At 59.6% G+C, this 16814-nt stretch carries 15 protein-coding genes; 9 read left to right on the plus strand and 6 right to left on the minus strand.

Annotated elements, in window-relative coordinates; all coding sequences use genetic code 11:
- The first annotated feature begins 80 nt into the window (after positions 1–80).
- The 4 genes from QK293_RS02410 (at position 81) to groL (ending at position 3587) form a co-directional block, all read left to right on the plus strand.
- Complete coding sequence (locus QK293_RS02410; protein ID WP_282375383.1) at positions 81–812, plus strand: HugZ family protein; 732 nt, start codon at positions 81–83, stop codon at positions 810–812.
- 66 nt (positions 813–878) lie between these two features.
- Entirely contained in the window at positions 879–1355 is a 477-nt protein-coding gene (locus tag QK293_RS02415) for an FxsA family protein (RefSeq protein WP_282375384.1), read from the plus strand.
- A 248-nt stretch (positions 1356–1603) separates the two neighbouring features.
- The gene (locus tag QK293_RS02420) at positions 1604–1897 is read left to right on the plus strand and encodes a co-chaperone GroES (RefSeq protein WP_007948593.1); all 294 of its coding nucleotides are present in this window, start codon (positions 1604–1606) and stop codon (positions 1895–1897) included.
- A gap of 49 nt (positions 1898–1946) precedes the next feature.
- Entirely contained in the window at positions 1947–3587 is a 1641-nt protein-coding gene (gene groL / locus QK293_RS02425) for a chaperonin GroEL (RefSeq protein ID WP_282375385.1), read from the plus strand.
- Between the two features lie 94 nt (positions 3588–3681).
- On the opposite strand, the gene QK293_RS02430 is transcribed toward groL, so the two are convergent.
- A complete protein-coding gene (locus tag QK293_RS02430; protein ID WP_282375386.1) occupies positions 3682–4425 on the minus strand; it encodes a phosphatase PAP2 family protein in 744 nt (247 codons plus the stop codon).
- A 219-nt stretch (positions 4426–4644) separates the two neighbouring features.
- Between QK293_RS02430 and colR the strand changes: the two genes are divergently transcribed.
- The 5 genes from colR to QK293_RS02455 all read left to right on the plus strand — a co-directional run bounded on the left by colR (position 4645) and on the right by QK293_RS02455 (position 8380).
- On the plus strand, positions 4645–5328 hold the full coding sequence (gene colR, locus QK293_RS02435) for a two-component system response regulator ColR (RefSeq protein WP_095132512.1): 684 nt from the start codon (positions 4645–4647) through the stop codon (positions 5326–5328).
- On the plus strand, positions 5318–6601 hold the full coding sequence (locus QK293_RS02440; RefSeq protein WP_282375389.1) for a HAMP domain-containing sensor histidine kinase: 1284 nt from the start codon (positions 5318–5320) through the stop codon (positions 6599–6601). Before colR ends, QK293_RS02440 begins: the two co-directional genes overlap by 11 nt.
- A gap of 162 nt (positions 6602–6763) precedes the next feature.
- Entirely contained in the window at positions 6764–7432 is a 669-nt protein-coding gene (locus QK293_RS02445; RefSeq protein WP_282375391.1) for a class I SAM-dependent methyltransferase, read from the plus strand.
- Positions 7433–7436: 4 nt separating this feature from the next.
- The gene (locus QK293_RS02450) at positions 7437–8150 is read left to right on the plus strand and encodes a lipopolysaccharide kinase InaA family protein (RefSeq protein ID WP_282375392.1); all 714 of its coding nucleotides are present in this window, start codon (positions 7437–7439) and stop codon (positions 8148–8150) included.
- Between the two features lie 2 nt (positions 8151–8152).
- A complete protein-coding gene (locus QK293_RS02455) occupies positions 8153–8380 on the plus strand; it encodes a hypothetical protein (protein ID WP_282375393.1) in 228 nt (75 codons plus the stop codon).
- Between the two features lie 194 nt (positions 8381–8574).
- Here the strand turns inward: QK293_RS02455 and QK293_RS02460 are convergent, their stop codons facing one another.
- The 5 genes from QK293_RS02460 to QK293_RS02480 all read right to left on the minus strand — a co-directional run bounded on the left by QK293_RS02460 (position 8575) and on the right by QK293_RS02480 (position 16642).
- Positions 8575–11601 carry a multidrug efflux RND transporter permease subunit gene (locus QK293_RS02460; protein WP_282375394.1) on the minus strand — a complete coding sequence of 1009 codons (3027 nt, stop codon included), beginning with the start codon at positions 11599–11601 and terminating at the stop codon, positions 8575–8577.
- A 12-nt stretch (positions 11602–11613) separates the two neighbouring features.
- The gene (locus QK293_RS02465) at positions 11614–12762 is read right to left on the minus strand and encodes an efflux RND transporter periplasmic adaptor subunit (protein ID WP_282375396.1); all 1149 of its coding nucleotides are present in this window, start codon (positions 12760–12762) and stop codon (positions 11614–11616) included.
- Positions 12763–13011: 249 nt separating this feature from the next.
- On the minus strand, positions 13012–14109 hold the full coding sequence (locus tag QK293_RS02470) for a DUF1513 domain-containing protein (RefSeq protein WP_282375398.1): 1098 nt from the start codon (positions 14107–14109) through the stop codon (positions 13012–13014).
- A gap of 14 nt (positions 14110–14123) precedes the next feature.
- Positions 14124–15188, minus strand: coding sequence for an imelysin family protein (locus tag QK293_RS02475; RefSeq protein WP_282375399.1), 1065 nt, complete (start codon positions 15186–15188; stop codon positions 14124–14126).
- Between the two features lie 26 nt (positions 15189–15214).
- The gene (locus QK293_RS02480) at positions 15215–16642 is read right to left on the minus strand and encodes a di-heme oxidoredictase family protein (RefSeq protein WP_282375400.1); all 1428 of its coding nucleotides are present in this window, start codon (positions 16640–16642) and stop codon (positions 15215–15217) included.
- Positions 16643–16814 lie beyond the last annotated feature (172 nt).

The raw sequence follows: 16814 nt of genomic DNA on the forward strand, positions 1-16814 counted from the left end.
AACTGCCCCGATGGCGGACTGGAACTTATGCCAGGCGCCTGTCCGTTTTTTTCGTCGGATTCTATATAAGGAGTCATAAGTTGAGCGTTGAAGCGGCCAAGAATGCCCGAGAATTGCTTCTCAAGGAATACCGGGGAGTGCTCTCGACGCACTCCAAGGCGATGCCCGGTTTCCCGTTTGGCTCCGTGGTTCCGTACTGTCTGGACGAACAGGGCCGGCCGCTGATCCTTATCAGCCGTATCGCCCAGCACACGCATAACCTGCAGAAAGATCCGAAATGCTCACTGTTTGTGGGCGAGCGCGGAGCCGAAGATGTGCAAGCCGTTGGTCGCCTGACCTACCTCGCCGAAGCAGAAAAGCTCGAGGACGAGGCCGCTATCGAAGCGGCAGCTGACCGTTACTACCGCTACTTCCCGGATTCGCAGAGCTACCACAAGGCCCACGATTTCGATTTCTGGGTGCTCAAACCGGTACGCCACCGTTACATCGGTGGCTTCGGCGCGATTCACTGGGTCGATCAGCTGACCCTGGCCAACCCATTCGCCGGAAAGGCCGAAGCGAGCATGGTCGAGCACATGAATGCCGATCACGCCAAAGCCATCGCCCACTACGTCGAGTTGGCAAGCCTGCCGAAAACCGAGCCGGCGCAATTGGCGGGTATCGACACCGAAGGCATGCACCTGCGCATCGGTCAGGGACTCTACTGGCTGCCGTTTCAAGCGCCATGTAATACGCCGACACAAGTGCGCGAAGCCTTGGTTTTCCTGGCTCACGCCGAACATTGGCCGAAAAATGAAGTGGCCGACGCTTGAATTCACGAATCGGCGACGTCATCTAGGGATTACTGGCAAGGCATTCTTGCGTTGAGGAACCATTTGATGCGCCCTTTTTTATTGCTCTTTGTACTGTTCCCGGTGTTGGAGCTGTTCGTATTCGTCAAGGTGAGCGGGGCGATCGGGTTTTTCCCGGCCCTGCTGCTGGTGATTCTCGGCTCGATGCTCGGCGTGTTCGTGCTGCGTATCGCCGGTCTGGCCACTGCGCTGCGTGCTCGTGAAAGCCTGAACCGTGGCGAGCTGCCGGCCCAGACCATGCTTGAAGGTTTGATGCTGGCGCTGGCGGGTGGTCTGTTGATCCTGCCGGGCTTCGTCACTGATGTGCTGGGCCTGATCATGTTGCTGCCGATCTCTCGTCGGCTGTTGGCCAATAAAATGCGCCAGCGCGCCGAAGAGCAGGCGATCCGTCAGCGTGCATTCGCCGATGACCTGCAGCCACGTGGCGGTCCTGTTCCGCGCGAGCCGTTGGGCCGTGAGCCTAACGTGATTGAAGGCGAGTTCGAGCACCGCGATAACAAGTAATCCGCTACACCGGCACGGCACCTTCGGGTGCCGTGTTCGTTTGTGGGGCCGCAACATGAAAAAATTTGCTTACTCGCCCTTGTAATAAGCTGATGCGCCCTTATGTAACGGTCACCGCAAGGTTTCTGGCGATTACGCCAGACAGACTTCCGCGGTTCGCTCGTCGAATCGCACCCGGCACCGCCGGATTTGTTAAACCCGCCGGGAATACACCGGCCGATGAAAACCACAATTAGGAGAGATCGACAATGAAGCTTCGTCCTCTGCATGACCGCGTCGTCGTCCGTCGCAGCGAAGAAGAAAAGAAAACCGCTGGCGGTATCGTCCTGCCAGGTTCGGCTGCTGAAAAGCCAAACCAGGGTGAAGTCCTCGCTGTAGGCCCAGGCAAAGTACTGGACAACGGTGAAGTGCGTGCGCTGTCCGTGAAAGTGGGTGACAAGGTTGTGTTCGGCCCGTACTCCGGCAGCAACACTGTGAAAGTCGACGGCGAAGACCTGCTGGTAATTGGCGAAAGCGAAATCCTCGCTGTTGTCGAAGGCTGATTCCCCGCTCATTTTCCCGTTACTACAAAGTATTTAAGGAATATCGATCATGGCTGCTAAAGAAGTTAAATTCGGCGATTCCGCCCGCAAGAAAATGCTCGCCGGTGTCAACGTCCTGGCTGACGCAGTAAAAGCGACCCTGGGCCCTAAAGGCCGTAACGTGATCATCGAGAAGAGCTTCGGCGCTCCGACCATCACCAAGGACGGCGTGTCCGTTGCCAAAGAAATCGAGCTGAAAGATCGCTTCGAAAACATGGGCGCGCAGCTGGTCAAAGACGTTGCCTCCCGTGCCAACGATGACGCAGGCGACGGCACCACCACCGCTACCGTTCTGGCTCAATCGATCGTCAACGAAGGCCTGAAAGCCGTCGCTGCCGGCATGAACCCGATGGACCTGAAGCGTGGTATCGACAAAGCGACCATCGCCATCGTCAAAGAGCTGAAAGCCCTGTCCAAGCCTTGCGCTGACACCAAGGCCATCGCTCAGGTCGGCACCATCTCGGCCAACTCCGACAACTCCATCGGCGACATCATTGCCGAAGCCATGGAAAAAGTCGGTAAAGAAGGCGTGATCACCGTTGAAGAAGGCTCGGGCCTGGAAAACGAACTGTCGGTTGTTGAAGGCATGCAGTTCGACCGTGGCTACCTGTCCCCGTACTTCGTCAACAAGCCAGAGACCATGACTGCCGAGCTCGACGGTCCGCTGATCCTGCTCGTCGACAAGAAAATCTCGAACATCCGTGAACTGTTGCCAGTACTGGAAGCCGTTGCCAAAGCAGGTCGTCCACTGCTGATCGTGAGCGAAGACGTTGAAGGCGAAGCCCTGGCGACTCTGGTTGTGAACAACATGCGCGGTATCGTCAAAGTGGTTGCCGTCAAGGCTCCAGGCTTTGGTGACCGTCGCAAGGCCATGCTGCAGGACATCGCTGTCCTGACCGGCGGTACCGTTATCTCCGAAGAGATCGGTCTGAGCCTGGAAAGCGCTACCCTGGAACACCTGGGTAATGCCAAGCGCGTAGCCGTAACCAAGGAAAACACCACCGTCATCGACGGCGCCGGCGTTGAAGCTGATATCCAGGCTCGCGTTCTGCAGATCCGTCAGCAAGTGGCTGACACTTCGTCCGACTACGACCGTGAAAAACTGCAAGAGCGTCTGGCCAAGCTGTCCGGCGGTGTTGCAGTGATCAAGGTTGGCGCTGGTTCCGAAGTTGAAATGAAAGAGAAGAAAGCCCGCGTTGAAGACGCCCTGCACGCAACCCGTGCAGCCGTTGAAGAAGGCGTGGTACCTGGCGGTGGCGTAGCGCTGATTCGCGCTCTGCAAGCCATCAGCGAACTGAAAGGCGACAACGCTGATCAGAACGTCGGTATTGCTGTACTGCGTCGCGCTATCGAATCGCCACTGCGTCAGATCGTCGCCAACTCCGGCGACGAGCCAAGCGTAGTCGTCGACAAGGTCAAGCAAGGTTCGGGTAACTTCGGTTACAACGCTGCTACCGGCGAATACGGCGACATGATCGAAATGGGCATCCTCGACCCTACCAAAGTGACTCGCTCTGCTCTGCAGGCCGCGGCGTCCATTGGTGGCTTGATGCTGACCACCGAAGCCATGATCGCTGATGCTCCGGACGACAAACCAGCTGGCGGCATGCCAGACATGGGCGGTATGGGCGGCATGGGCGGCATGATGTAAGCCAGCCTTACCCTGTACGAGCTTACCCCTATAAAAAAGCCCCGCCTGCGATAAGCAGGCGGGGCTTTTTATTGCCCATCATTCAAGTCAAGGATCAGACGCTGACCGTTTCTGCCTGGGTCACTCGATCAGCCTTGGAAACCGGGCGATAAAGGATGTAGTAGTAAGACCCCAGACAAATCAGCCAGCAGAAGATTGCCGTCCACACATTGTGCGAAAAGAAGTGCGCTCCCTGCATCATCCGGCTGATGGAAAACACCGTGCCCAACGCGAAAGCGAACACAAACGCGTTGCGTGCCAGACGCGGGCGACGGTCACGCAGGACAAAGAACAGCGCAAACAGTGTGAAACCGGTCGCCGCATGACCGCCGGGCCAGCAACGGCCAGGTTTATCGGTGTGCGGGCGAGGGCTGAGCAGTTCGCTATAGGTTTCGTGACCGCCGAACTGCTCAAGGCTCCATGGGCATTGAACGGCCGTCACCGCTTTGACTGGCGTGACAAAGGAAGTCGCCAGAGCCAGAGACAGCACCAGGCAGCCCAGTTCTCGTTTGACCGGTTTGAGCCTGTCCATGAAAAAGGAGGCGATGAAACTGAAGATGGCCAACACCGAAAAGGCGATGACTACTTGCTTGGCGCGGTCATGCAGGATGTTTTCGAGGAAGTAACTGTGCCGCCCGATGAAGTCACCCGCGACCGGGTCATAAAGCAGCGTGGCAAGGTCCATGTCCAGGGACGTCAGTTCGAGCAGCACCAGAATGATCGCCGCGATGGCGGGAACACCCAGGCACACCCAGAAATTGAGGGGGCGGGAGGCGGGTCGGGCGGTGGTCGAAACCATGGCAGTTCCTTGGTCGGTTAAATGTTCTTAAGAGTGCAGCCGCGCGGAGTTTGAGCCTGGATCTGTCGCCTGTGTGTGAATCGATAGTGAAAAACTTGTCAAGGCCTCAACAGGTTTATGGGCTGGGTTTACAACTGCACACAGGCCTAGCCCTGAGCCACACTTGGCCTTAAGCTGCGCGGGCCAAGACGGCCGTTACTGTGTACGGAGGAGATACCCATGCGAATTCTATTGGTTGAAGACAACCGCGATATCCTGGCCAATCTTGCGGATTACCTGGGGCTCAAAGGCTACACCGTGGATTGCGCGCAGGACGGTCTGTCAGGTCTGCATCTGGCGGCCACCGAGCACTATGACTTGATCGTACTCGACATCATGTTGCCGGGTATCGACGGCTACACCCTGTGCAAACGCCTGCGCGAAGACGCGCGCCGCGACACGCCGGTGATCATGCTCACCGCTCGCGATCAACTGGACGACCGGCTGCAAGGTTTCAAGTCCGGCGCCGATGACTACCTGATCAAACCCTTTGCCCTGTCTGAATTGGCGGCGCGCATCGAGGCGGTCATGCGTCGCGCCCAAGGTGGCGGCCGCCGCACCTTGCAGGTCGGCGATCTGATCTACGACCTCGATACCCTGGAGGTGACCCGCGAAGGACGTCTGCTGAAACTCAACCCGGTGGGCCTGAAGTTGCTGGCCGTATTGATGCAGAAAAGTCCTCACGTACTGCGCCGCGAAATTCTCGAAGAGGCGCTGTGGGGTGATGACTGCCCGGACAGTGACAGCCTGCGCAGCCACGTCCATCAATTGCGCCAGGTAATCGACAAGCCGTTCGCCAAACCGTTGCTGCAAACCGTGCACGGTGTGGGTTATCGCTTGGCCGAGGGCCGAGATGGAGTTTAAACAGAGCCTTGCTCAACGGATCATCATCGCCTTTGCGCTGATGAGCGCACTGGTTGCGGGAGCCTTTGCCATGGGCATTGTGGCGACCGTGCACCTGGTGGAAGAAAAACTGATTTCGGCGGGGCTGGGTGGCGATTTACAACGTCTGTTGCTGATGGACAGTGTCTCGGACTGGAGCCACCGTCCCGAGCCGGACCAGCTGTTCTATTTCAGCGGCGGGCCTGGCGACTTCAATTTGCCCAAGGACCTGCGGCACCTGGACCCGGGCTTTCACGAAGTGTTTCGCGAGCAGCTGTCGTATCACGCGATGGTCGAAGTCGTCGACGGCCGGCACTACGTGCTGTTGCAGGATCAGAGCGATTTCGAAGAGCGTGAACGGGTGCTGTTTGCCGTGGTGCTGGTGGGCTTCGTCCTGAGTCTGGCATTGGCGGTGTTTCTCGGCTGGGTACTGGCGCGCAAAGTGATGGCGCCGGTGGTGCGACTGGCCCGCCAGGTCCGTCACCGTGATCAGTTATTAGGTCTGGCGCCACCGCTGGCGCCGGATTACGCCGCCGATGAAGTGGGCGAGTTGGCCGTGGCCTTCGATGCCACCCTCGGGCGCTTGCGCCAGGCGTTGACCCGCGAACGGATGTTCACCAGTGACGTCAGTCACGAGCTGCGCACACCCTTGATGGTGCTGGCCAGTTCCTGCGAGCTGCTGCTGGAAAACCCCGGCATCGATCAGCGTGGACGTGCTCAGGTCGAGCGAATCGCCCGCGCCTGTGAAGAGATGCGCGAGCTGGTGCAAACCTTCCTGATGTTGGCCCGCGCACAACGTGAAGACGCCAGCATGTCGCCCCAGCAGACCCTGAACCAGATAGCCGATGGACTGCTCCATCTGTGGCGCGAGCCGATCGAGGCCAAGGGGCTGGCGCTGATCTTTGAGCCGGGCAATCCGGCAAACACCTGCTACAACGCAACCCTGCTGCACGCGGTCATGGGCAACCTGCTGCGTAACGCGCTGCATTACACCGAGCACGGGTTCATCCGCCTGACCCTGACGGCCACGGGTTTCATCGTCGAGGACAGCGGCGTGGGCATTCCAGAGGAAAAACGCGAGGCGATGTTCGAGCCCTTCGTGCGGGGCAATGAGAAACGCGGCGAGGGTCTGGGGCTAGGGCTGTCGCTGGTGCAGCGGATCTGTGAAAACCAGGGTTGGAACGTCAGCCTGACGAACATGGAACCCAATGGTTGTCGTTTTCAGGTGGAGTTGTATTTGTCGGATGTGAAATGATCGACCTATTGCACCGCAGTAGCCCGGAGCAATCATTGTCGTCCTGTAAAGCCTCGAAATAATTCGAGGTTTTACATAACATTTTTTTCACAAAGGCATCACCTGACGCTGACACGGCGTTACCTATCGTGGGTGCCATCAACGGCTCAGGAGACCTTGTTGATGGACGGCCCGATCAAACTTGATTTTTCCGAAAAATACGACGATCAACACGCTAAACGATACCTGCGCAAACATAAGGATGGCCTTGCCCGCCGTCTGTCCCACTGGCGTGACGAGCAACTAGCGCGCAAAGCGCTGGCACTGGCCGGTGAGCCGGGTCTGGTCCTCGATTTGCCCTGTGGTGCGGGACGTTTCTGGCCATTGCTGGCGGAAAAAACCAATCGTGCCATCATCGGGGCTGACAACTCCGAGTCCATGCTGAAGATTGCCATGCAGGCGCAACCTGCCGATGTGGTGAAACGGGTACAACCCTTGCACACTTCTGCATTCGACATTGCCTTACCTGATAACGCCGTCGACAGCATTTTTTGCATGCGTTTGCTCCATCACATCGGTGAAGCCGAGCATCGACTGACTGTTTTGCGTGAGTTCGAGCGCGTCACCCGCGACAGCGTGATCCTTTCTTTGTGGGTGGACGGCAATTTCAAAGCGTGGAAACGTAAGCGCGCCGAGAAAACCCGTGGGCAGCAAGGTTACCAAAATCGATTTGTGTTACCGGCGGCTACGGTTGAAAAGGAATTCGAGCAGGTGGGTTTCCGTATCGAGGAACAACTGGACTTTTTACCGCTCTATGCCATGTGGCGGGTCTACGTATTACGCAAGAGGTAACAGAATGGCAGTGCAATGTGCAGCAGAAACGGACGTCGCCCCTCAGGACCGCTTCGACTATTTCTGGAATCAGCGCGGTGAATGGGTGGAAGAGCCCAACGTCCGTCGCGGAGGAGAAAGCGGCGTGCAGCGCGTCGTGAGCAGCAATGGACAGCTGCTTTACGTTAAACGTCAGACCGGGCATATCTATCGCAGCTGGCTGCACCCGTTCGGTCGGCCGACGGTGTTGCGCGAGCGCGATGCGCTCACTGTCATGCACCTGCTCGACGTTCGTGTTCCGGAGATCGTTTTCTGCGGTGCTCAGCGCGATCCTGTACACAAATGGCGCGCATTGCTGGTGACCAAGTCGCTGGACGGCTTTGAGGAAATCGAGCACTGGTACGCTGGCGGCGGTCGCGAGCGTCACGGTGAGGCCGTGCATGATCGAGTGTTGAAGGATCTGGCCGAGAATCTGGTTCGGATGCACAAGGGGCGCTGGCAGCACAGCTGCCTCTACATCAAGCACGTATTCGTGCGCGTCACCGGCGAAGGCGAGGCTGCCAAAGTCGAAGTGGCGTTGATCGATCTGGAGAAATGCCGGCACCGTTTGACCGCCCGTCGCGCGGCGTCCAATGACATGAAACAACTGCGTCGCCACTCGTCATTCAGCACGACGGACTGGCAGAAACTCGTCTATTTTTATGAGACGGCGTTTGGCAGCGCTATCAAAGGTTTATAGCAATGAAACTCGAAATTGCACGAGTTGGGTTTTTGATAGGAGCCTTGGCAGTTGCTTCACTGGCGGTGGCGGCATGGGAGCAGCCCCGCACGCAAGTCCTCAGTTCAGTGAATGGCGACGCGCACTGTCCGTTGCCACGCGTTGCCAAGGCATCCGTGGCATCACAACCCGATCATGATTTATTGCTGTTCATGTTCGGTCTTTCTCAAGGATTGAGGCCACAAAGTTGAACAGATTGAAGCCCAAATAAAAGGCCTCGCCAATCGCGAGGCCTTTTTTATTCCCGATGCTGATCGTTCCCACGCTCTGCGTGGGAATGCAGCCCGGGACGCTCCGCGTCCCCTCAAAAGCCGAACGCGGAGCGTCCGTTGCGGCATTCCCACGCGGACGGTTCGACGCCTCGACGTGGGAACGATCATCGGCGCTATGGCTTATCGGGTTTGGCCAGCACCGTGTAAACACAGGGCAACACGAACAGCGTAAACAACGTCCCGATCGACATCCCCGTGGCGATCACCGTGCCAATGTCGAACCGGCTGACGGCACCCGCCCCCGTGGCGATGATCAACGGCACCATACCGAACACCATCGCAGCAGTGGTCATCAACACCGGACGCAGACGAATGGCCGCCGCTTCCTCCACGGCTTCGCGCGGCGTCAGGCCTTTGTCCCTGCGTAACTGGTTGGCGAATTCGACGATCAGGATGCCGTGCTTGCTGATCAACCCGATCAGCGTCACCAGGCCGACCTGGGTATAGATGTTCATGCTCGACCAGCCCAGGAACAGCGGGATCAACGCGCCACAGATCGATAACGGCACGGTCACCAGAATCACCAGCGGATCGCGAAAGCTTTCGAACTGGGCGGCCAGTACCAGGAAAATGATCGCCAGTGCCAGAGCGAAGGTGACCCACAGCGCACTGCCTTCCTGGACGTATTGCCGTGATGCGCCGGCATAGTCGAAGGCATAACCCACCGGAGCCTCTTCCCGAGCGATCTGGCGCACGGTGTCGATGGCTTCACCCATGCTGACCAGCGGCACCCCGGACAGGATGCCCGAATTGAGTTGCTGGAACTGGTTCAACTGCCGTGGACGCGCCCGGTCGGTCACCGTGATCAGGGTCGACAGGGCCAGCAATTCACCTTGGGTGTTCTTGACGTAATAATTGTTGAGCCAGTCGGGGTTATCCCTGAAAGGCCGTTCGACCTGAGCGATGACTTTGTAGCTGCGACCTTCAATGGTGAAACGGTTGATCTCCGCCTCACCCAGCAACGTCGCGAGTGTCCCGCCAAGATCCTGCATGGAAACACCCATCTGTGCGGCCTTGGCGCGATCGATATCCACCACCACTTCGGGCTTGTCGAACGCCAGGTCGAGGTCGACGAAGGCGAACTTGCCAGATTCCATTGCCCGTTTTTTCACCCGGTCGGCCACTTGCAGCAGTGACTCGTAATCGTTGGCGGAACTGATGACGAACTGAAACGGCAGCCCCTCGCCGGTGCCAGGCAGGGAAGGCAGGTTGAAGCCGAAGATCTGCAGCCCGGAAATGCTCTCCAGTTTGCGCTGGACCTCGGGCAGGATTTCCATCTGAGTGCGGCTGCGTTCGTTCCACGGTTTGAGCAGGAAGCCGCCGATGCCCGATTGCACGCCGTTGAAGCCATTGATCTGGAACGACGAGTAGTACTCGGGAAACGTTTTGAAGATCGTGACGAACTCGTCGGTGTAGGTGCTCAGGTAGTCGAGGTTGGCCGGTTGTGGGGCGTTGGCTATCATGAAAATGATGCCCTGGTCCTCGTCGGGCGCCAGTTCCGACTTGGTGAATTTGAGCAGCACCGGTATCAGGCACAGCACGATCACCGCGAACACCAGCACCACCGGCCGGGTGTTCAGGGTTGCGTGCAGCATGCTTTGGTAACGGCGCTTGAGGCCTTCGAATATCAGGTCCAGTCGATGGGCCAGGCCGCTGGGATTTTCGTCGTGACGCAGCAAGAAGGCGCACATCATCGGCGACAGGGTCAGGGCGACGATGCCAGAGATCACCACCGCACCGGCCAGGGTCAGGGCGAACTCCTTGAACAGCGCCCCCGTCAGCCCCGTCAGGAAGCCGATCGGCGCATAGACCGCCGCCAGGGTGATGGTCATCGAGACCACCGGCATGGCGATTTCCCGGGCGCCTTCGATGGCCGCATCCAGCGGCGTCTTGCCTTCTTCAATGTGCCGGTGAATGTTCTCCACCACGACGATGGCGTCGTCTACCACCAGGCCGATGGCCAATACCATCGCCAGCAAAGTCAACAGGTTGATCGAGTAGCCCATCATCTGCATGAAGAACATCACGCCGATCATCGACAGCGGGATGGTGACCACCGGGATCACCACCGAACGCAGCGCGCCGAGGAACAGGAACACCACCACGATGACGATCAGCACCGCTTCAAACAGGGTTTTCACCACTTCGTCGATCGAGGCCTGGATGAACAGCGTGGCGTCGTAGGCGATTTCACCTTTGAGGTTCGGCGGCAGTTGGGCTTCCAGGGACGGCATGATCTTGCGCACTTCCCTGATCACGTCCAGCGGGTTGGCGCCAGGCGTGGCCTTGATGCCGATGTACACCGAAGGCGTGCCGCCGAAAGAACTGATCGAGTCGTAGTTTTCCGCGCCCATTTCAACCCGCGCCACATCGCTGAGCAGCACGCGACTGTCGCCCTCGACCTTGAGCGGGATCGCGGCGAAGGCTTCAGCGGATTTGAGCTCGGTGTTGGCGTTGATGCTGGTGACGACGTACTCGCCTTTCACTTCGCCGGCGGCGGAGAGGAAGTTGTACTTGCGCACCGCATCGGTCACGTCGCTGGCACTCAGGCCGAAACCGGCCAGCTTCACCGGGTCCAGCCACAGGCGCATGGCGAATACCTGGTTGCCGAGAATCTCGGCTTCGGCCATGCCCGGCAGGGTCGCCAGTTTCGGCTGGATGACCCGCGACAGGTAGTCGGTAATCTGCGGGTTGCTCAGCTCCTTGCTGAAGAAACTGATGTACATCAGTGCCGAGGCGTCGGCGGCTTCCTTGCTCAGTACCGGGTCTTCGGCGTCCTGAGGCAGCTGGTTTTTCACCTCGTTGGCCTTGGCCAGCAATTCGGTGAACAAGCGGTCGCTGTTGGCGCCAATGCGCGCGTAGATCGAGATCACCGAGAAGTTCTGGCGACTGACCGACGTCATGTAGTCGATACCCTCGGCGCTGGCCAGACTCTGCTGCATCGGTTGGGTGATGTAGCCCTGGATGGTCTCGGCGTTGGCCCCGGGGTAAGCGGTGGTGACCGTGATCAGGGCGTTTTCCATTTGCGGATATTGGCGCAGCGGCAACTTGCTCCAGGCCTGGAAGCCCAGCAGCACAATCAACAGGCTGACCACGGTGGCGAGCACCGGGCGGCGGATGAACGGGTCGGTAAAAGCCATGGGGATTCCTTGTCAGTCAACGCGAGGCTGACTGCGCTTCTCGGCTAGTGTCTTGTCGTCGCTGATCGCGATATGTGCGCCGTTGTCCAGTTTGATCTGGCCGGCCGTGACCACTTTTTCACCGTTCTGCACGCCCTTTGTGATCATCACCACACCGTCGCGGCGCTCGCCGGTTTCAATGAAACGCCGTTCGGCGATCAGAATCGGCTCGCCCTTATCGTCCTTTTCGACGCTGCCGTCTTCGGCTTTTTTCTGCGCGACGACATACAGCGAATTGCCGTACAGCGTGTAGGTGATCGCGCTTTCCGGCACGACGATGCGCGGCTGCGGGTCGGGCAACAATATTTGCAGGCTGGCGAACATCCCCGGCAACAGTTTGCCGTCGGGGTTGGCCAGGGTCGCGCGGACCTGGACGTTGCGTGTGCTGTTTTCAACTTTCGGGTTGATTGCACTGAGGGTCCCGGGGAAGTTCTGCGCCGGGTAGGCCGAGACAATGATCTGCACCGATTGGCCGATCGCGATCTTCGGCACCGACTGCTCGGGCACGAAGAAGTCGACGTAGAGGCTGCTGAGGTCTTGCAGGGTGGCGATCATGGTGCCGCTGGCCACGTAGTCACCGACGTCCACCTGACGAATGCCGATGGTTCCGCTGAACGGCGCGACGATGCGTTTTTTCTCGAGCGAAGCCTTGAGCTGATTGACCGTGGCCTTGTTCTTTTTGAACACCGCCGAGAGTCGGTCGAACTCGCCTTTGGAAATCGCCTGGCTGCCCACGAGCTGGCTGCCACGGTTGTAATCCACTTGGGCCAGTCCGAGGTCGGCGAGGGCGGTTTCCAGCAGGGCGGTTTCCACGGCGCTATCGAGTTGGACGATCGGCTGACCGGCCTTGACCTTCTGCCCCGACTGGAACTGCACATCGGTGACGGTGCCGGCGATCTCCAGGCTCAGGTCGACGCCTTGCAGCGCCTTGAGGGTGCCGACGGTCGGCAGGCGGGCTTGCCACGGCCGTTCGGTGGCGGTGGCCACGGCGACACTGATCGGCGGTTTCGGCGCAGCAAAGCCCTGAATCATCGTGTAGATGGAAAAGGCTTTGTAACCGGCCAGGACCAGTACGATCAGCAGAACAACACCCAACATGATCAGCATGCGGCGACGCAGCATATTTCCACTTCCTTGGAGAAAATCAGGTGAGACAGTCGGGCACATTACTCCGAGTGGGAGGTTGATTCCAACTGGCAGAACTTACAGGTGGGCGTCACCCCGACCTGTAGCAGCTGGCGCAGCCTGCGTTCGGCGGCGAAGCCGTCGTAAATCCATGCAACGTGGTTTGTCTGACACACCGCGTCGTCGGATCTCACGACGGCTTCGCCGCCGAACGCAGGCTTCGCCAGCTGCTACAAAGAACCGTGTTTAGATGAGGTGGAGGTGGTTGTCCCAGAGCCCTGCGGGCAGCTCCAGTGGTTTTGCTACAAGATCTGTCTGGCGGCAATCGTAGTACCGGCATCGCCCCTGTCCCGAGGTCACGACAAAGCCATCGGCTACCGCGCCGACCCCGGCGCAATCGGGAAGCGGCGCGTCCAGGCGCACGTCACCGCTGTCCAGGTCCCAGATGAAAAAGCGATTGCCCCGTGGCGCGGTCAACGCGACCAGGCGCAGTTCGCTGTGCACCGCGACGCTGGCGGTGTAATGCCCCATGGCCTGCAACTGATGCTCAGGCACCGGGAAGGCCACGAACGGCTGGCCGGGCCGCTTGATCGCCAGCAGCTGCGAAGGCTCGTGAGACGGTCCCATGAACTGCTGGCCGGCGACGATGGTGCCGTCGCTGGCAATCCCCAAATGACGCACGCTGTTCATCTGCTGGGCGAGGGTTTCCTTGCTCAGCAGGGTGCCGTCGCGTTGCATCAGGACCAGGCTCGGTTCCATGGCGTTGAGGTTCATCTCGACGCGGCTTTCGGCCTCGGTGCGAATGCCGCCGTTGGCGACCACCAGCGTTTCACCATTGGGCATCCACGACACCTGATGCGGGCCGACGCCGTGGGTGGGGATCTCGCCGCTGTGGATAAGTCGCTCGCCTTCGAACTTATACACACCCAGCAAGCCACGACCCGGATCAGAGGTGTCGTTCTCGGTGGCGTACAGCCAGTCGCCGCTCTTGTGAATCACCGCGTGACCGTAGAAGTGCCGGTTCGGCCGTGAGATCACGGTTTGCAGCAGCGTGCCGTCGCGCAGGTCGATCAGGTAACTCTCGGTCCCAGGACGACGGGCGACGAACAGCGCAATCGGCAGCGTCGGGTGGTTGATGATGTCGTGACAACGCTGGCCGACCTGGGTGGCAAACACCCGGGTGCCGTCCAGCCGATACCCAACGGCATAATGTTTGCCGTCGGTATCGTCCCGCGCCGAGAGCAGCAGCGGGCTTTTGTCCTTCTGCTTGAACAGCGTCCAGCCGCCGAGTGTCACCGCACCCAGCAGCAAACTACCTAACGTCAGAGCCTGGCGTCGCAGCATGGAACTTGCCCTCATCAGTCACCGTCGTTGGCGTTGAAGCCCAGTTGGATGCCCAGCGCCTTGGCCAGTTCGCCTTCGTGCAGGCGGTGGACGACGTTGAGGCTGTCGTAGAGATCGTTGAGTTGCTGGCGACCGGCGTCATCGCCGAGCATGTCGGTCAGCGAGCGCTGGTTGCTGGCGAACAGTTTCAGGGACGCAGCGTAAGCGGCGTCGATCTTGTCGGCCAAGGGTTTCTGCTCGTTCGGCAACAGACCGCGCAGGCCTTTGTTGTCGACACCGACCCAGACGGTTTGCGCCGCGGCCAGGCTGGCTTCCAGACCTTGCAGCGAGGACTTGCTGCGCCAGGCGTCGGCCTGGAACGGCTGAGGAATGCCCTTGCTCTGACGGCCCATCGGCGTGCCGAGTTTTTTCTTCAGGGAGTCCAGCGCGGTGACTTGCACGCGCAGCAGGTCCGCGATCGCTTCGTGGGAGTCGGCGTAGCGCTGGTTGGGGAATTTGCTCATCTGCGCGAGCATGCCGTCGTTGGTGTTCCAGCGCGACAGGATCTCTTCGGCCAGTTGTTTCTGACGCTCACCGATGGCGCTCAGCAGCGGGCAGTACTTGGCTTTCTGGGTGGCATCGGCCATGTCGATCTTGCTGTCGAACAGGATGTATTCATAGGCGGAGAGGCCCTGAACCACAACGCTGGACTTGGTCAGGGCGGCGGCATCGATCTGCGGCTGCGCGGTGACCAGTTGCTCGACCTGACGGCCCACGAGGTTTTTCTTGTCCGGCCAGAACTGCACCTGCCACGAACGGTTGCCCTCGGCCAGCGGGCCGATCAGCAGCGGTTGCAGCTCGGCCCAGGCTTTCTGCGCATGCAGGAAGTCGGCACGGGCGGTGTCGAGGGTTTCCTTGCCTTCGCAGAAGGCCAGGGCGCTGACCGCCAGTTGACGGTCGGCTTCTACCCAGCGGCTGTAGGTCGGCAGGATCACTTGCTTGGCGATGGCCGCCGAAGTAACGGCCTGCGGATCCTGAGGCGAACAGGCGCCCAAGGCGAGCGCGGCAAGGCTGGTGAACAACAATTTTGGACGGAACATGTCGGGCTCCCGCAATGGAATACGGATTAAAGGGAATTCAAAAACGCCAGCAACGCAGCGCGTTGCTCGGCATTGAAAGACAAAACCTGTTGCTGCGCCGCTGTTGCTTCGCCGCCATGCCAGAGCACGGCTTCGAGCAGATTGCGAGCGCGGCCATCGTGCAAAAACTGGGTGTGGCCACTGACCGCCTGCGTCAAACCGATGCCCCACAATGGCGGGGTGCGCCAGTCGCGGCCACTGGCCTGGAATTCGCTACGGTTGTCGGCCAGACCGTCGCCCATGTCGTGCAGCAGCAGATCGCTGTAAGGGCGAATCACTTGATTGGCCAGTTCAGGTTCGGCGGCGTTGGCGGCGGTGGTGTATTTCGGGGTATGACAAGACTGGCACCCGGCCTGGAAAAACAGATTCTTGCCGGCCAGCACTTGGGGAGCGCTGACATCGCGGCGGGCCGGTACGGCGAGGTTACGGCTGTAGAACAACACCAGTCGCAGGATGTTATCGCTGACCTCCGGCTCGCCATCAGGGCCATTGCCGTTGGGCGCCTGCTTGCAAGCGGTTTGCGTGTCAGTGCAGTCGTCGACGGGCCTCAGGCTTGTGGTGAGGCCCATGTCACCGGAAAACGCATGAACATTTTGTTGATTGAGGTTCGGTTGCCCGGCCTTCCAGCCAAATCGCCCGAGGACGGTTTTTTGCTGCGTGTCATCCCAGACCCGGTTCGGGCGTCCGGCGATGCCGTTTTTGTCTTTTGCTTGAGCTTGTGCATTGGCCAGGATCGCCTCGTCGGGGATCGCTTCCAGCAGACCCAGGCCAATCATCGGCGGTGCGACACGCGCCGAGAAACGGGTATCAGGGTGCATCGGACCGTAGCCGAGTTGGGTGATCTGCAACGTCGGTTTGCGCAACTCGACTTCGGTGCCGTCCTTGAAACGAATCGGAACGGGCGTGTAATCGACACGCACTTTGCCTTCCGGGACGACACCGGGCACGGCCATGTCCTGGAATTGTCCGCCGTAGACCGGCTCCGGGACGACACCAAGTTGCTCGATGACGTTGGCATACGCCGGCGCATCGGGAATCGACAGGCGCACCAGCATCGACACGGCGTTCTGCGCATCAGGCGTGGGCGGATGACCGCGGCCGTCCTTGATGTGGCAGTTCTGGCAGGCGTTGGTGTTGAACAATGGGCCGATACCATCCCGGGCGGTGGTGGTCGACGGGGCGATCACCCAGGGACTGCGGAAGAAGCTGTTGCCGACGCTGAAGTCCACGCGCCGTGACGGCGGCAGGTTGGCGGACGGCAGGGAAAACGAGTTCTGATCGGTCTTTCGCACGGTCGCGCTGCCACCGGACCGGGCTTCACCGGGTTCGGCTTTGGTAAAACGTGGGGCGTCGTCGCAGGCACTCAGGCCCAGGGCCAGCAACAGTGCGGACAAGCGAAGAGGCAGCGAGGGCATCAGGCATCCTGCAAGACGAGCAAAACAAGGGCGCAAAGTCTAACAGGGCAGGGGAGTTTGAATAAGAGGAATTATCGTTTGCTTGATGTGGGGCAACTGATCGTTCCCACGCTCAGCGTGGGAATGCAGCCCGTGACGCTCTGCGTCACATCAAAAGCCGAACGCGGAGCGT

The sequence above is a fragment of the Pseudomonas sp. AL03 genome (genome assembly GCF_029960815.1).
In the GTDB taxonomy this organism is placed as follows: Bacteria; Pseudomonadota; Gammaproteobacteria; order Pseudomonadales; family Pseudomonadaceae; genus Aquipseudomonas.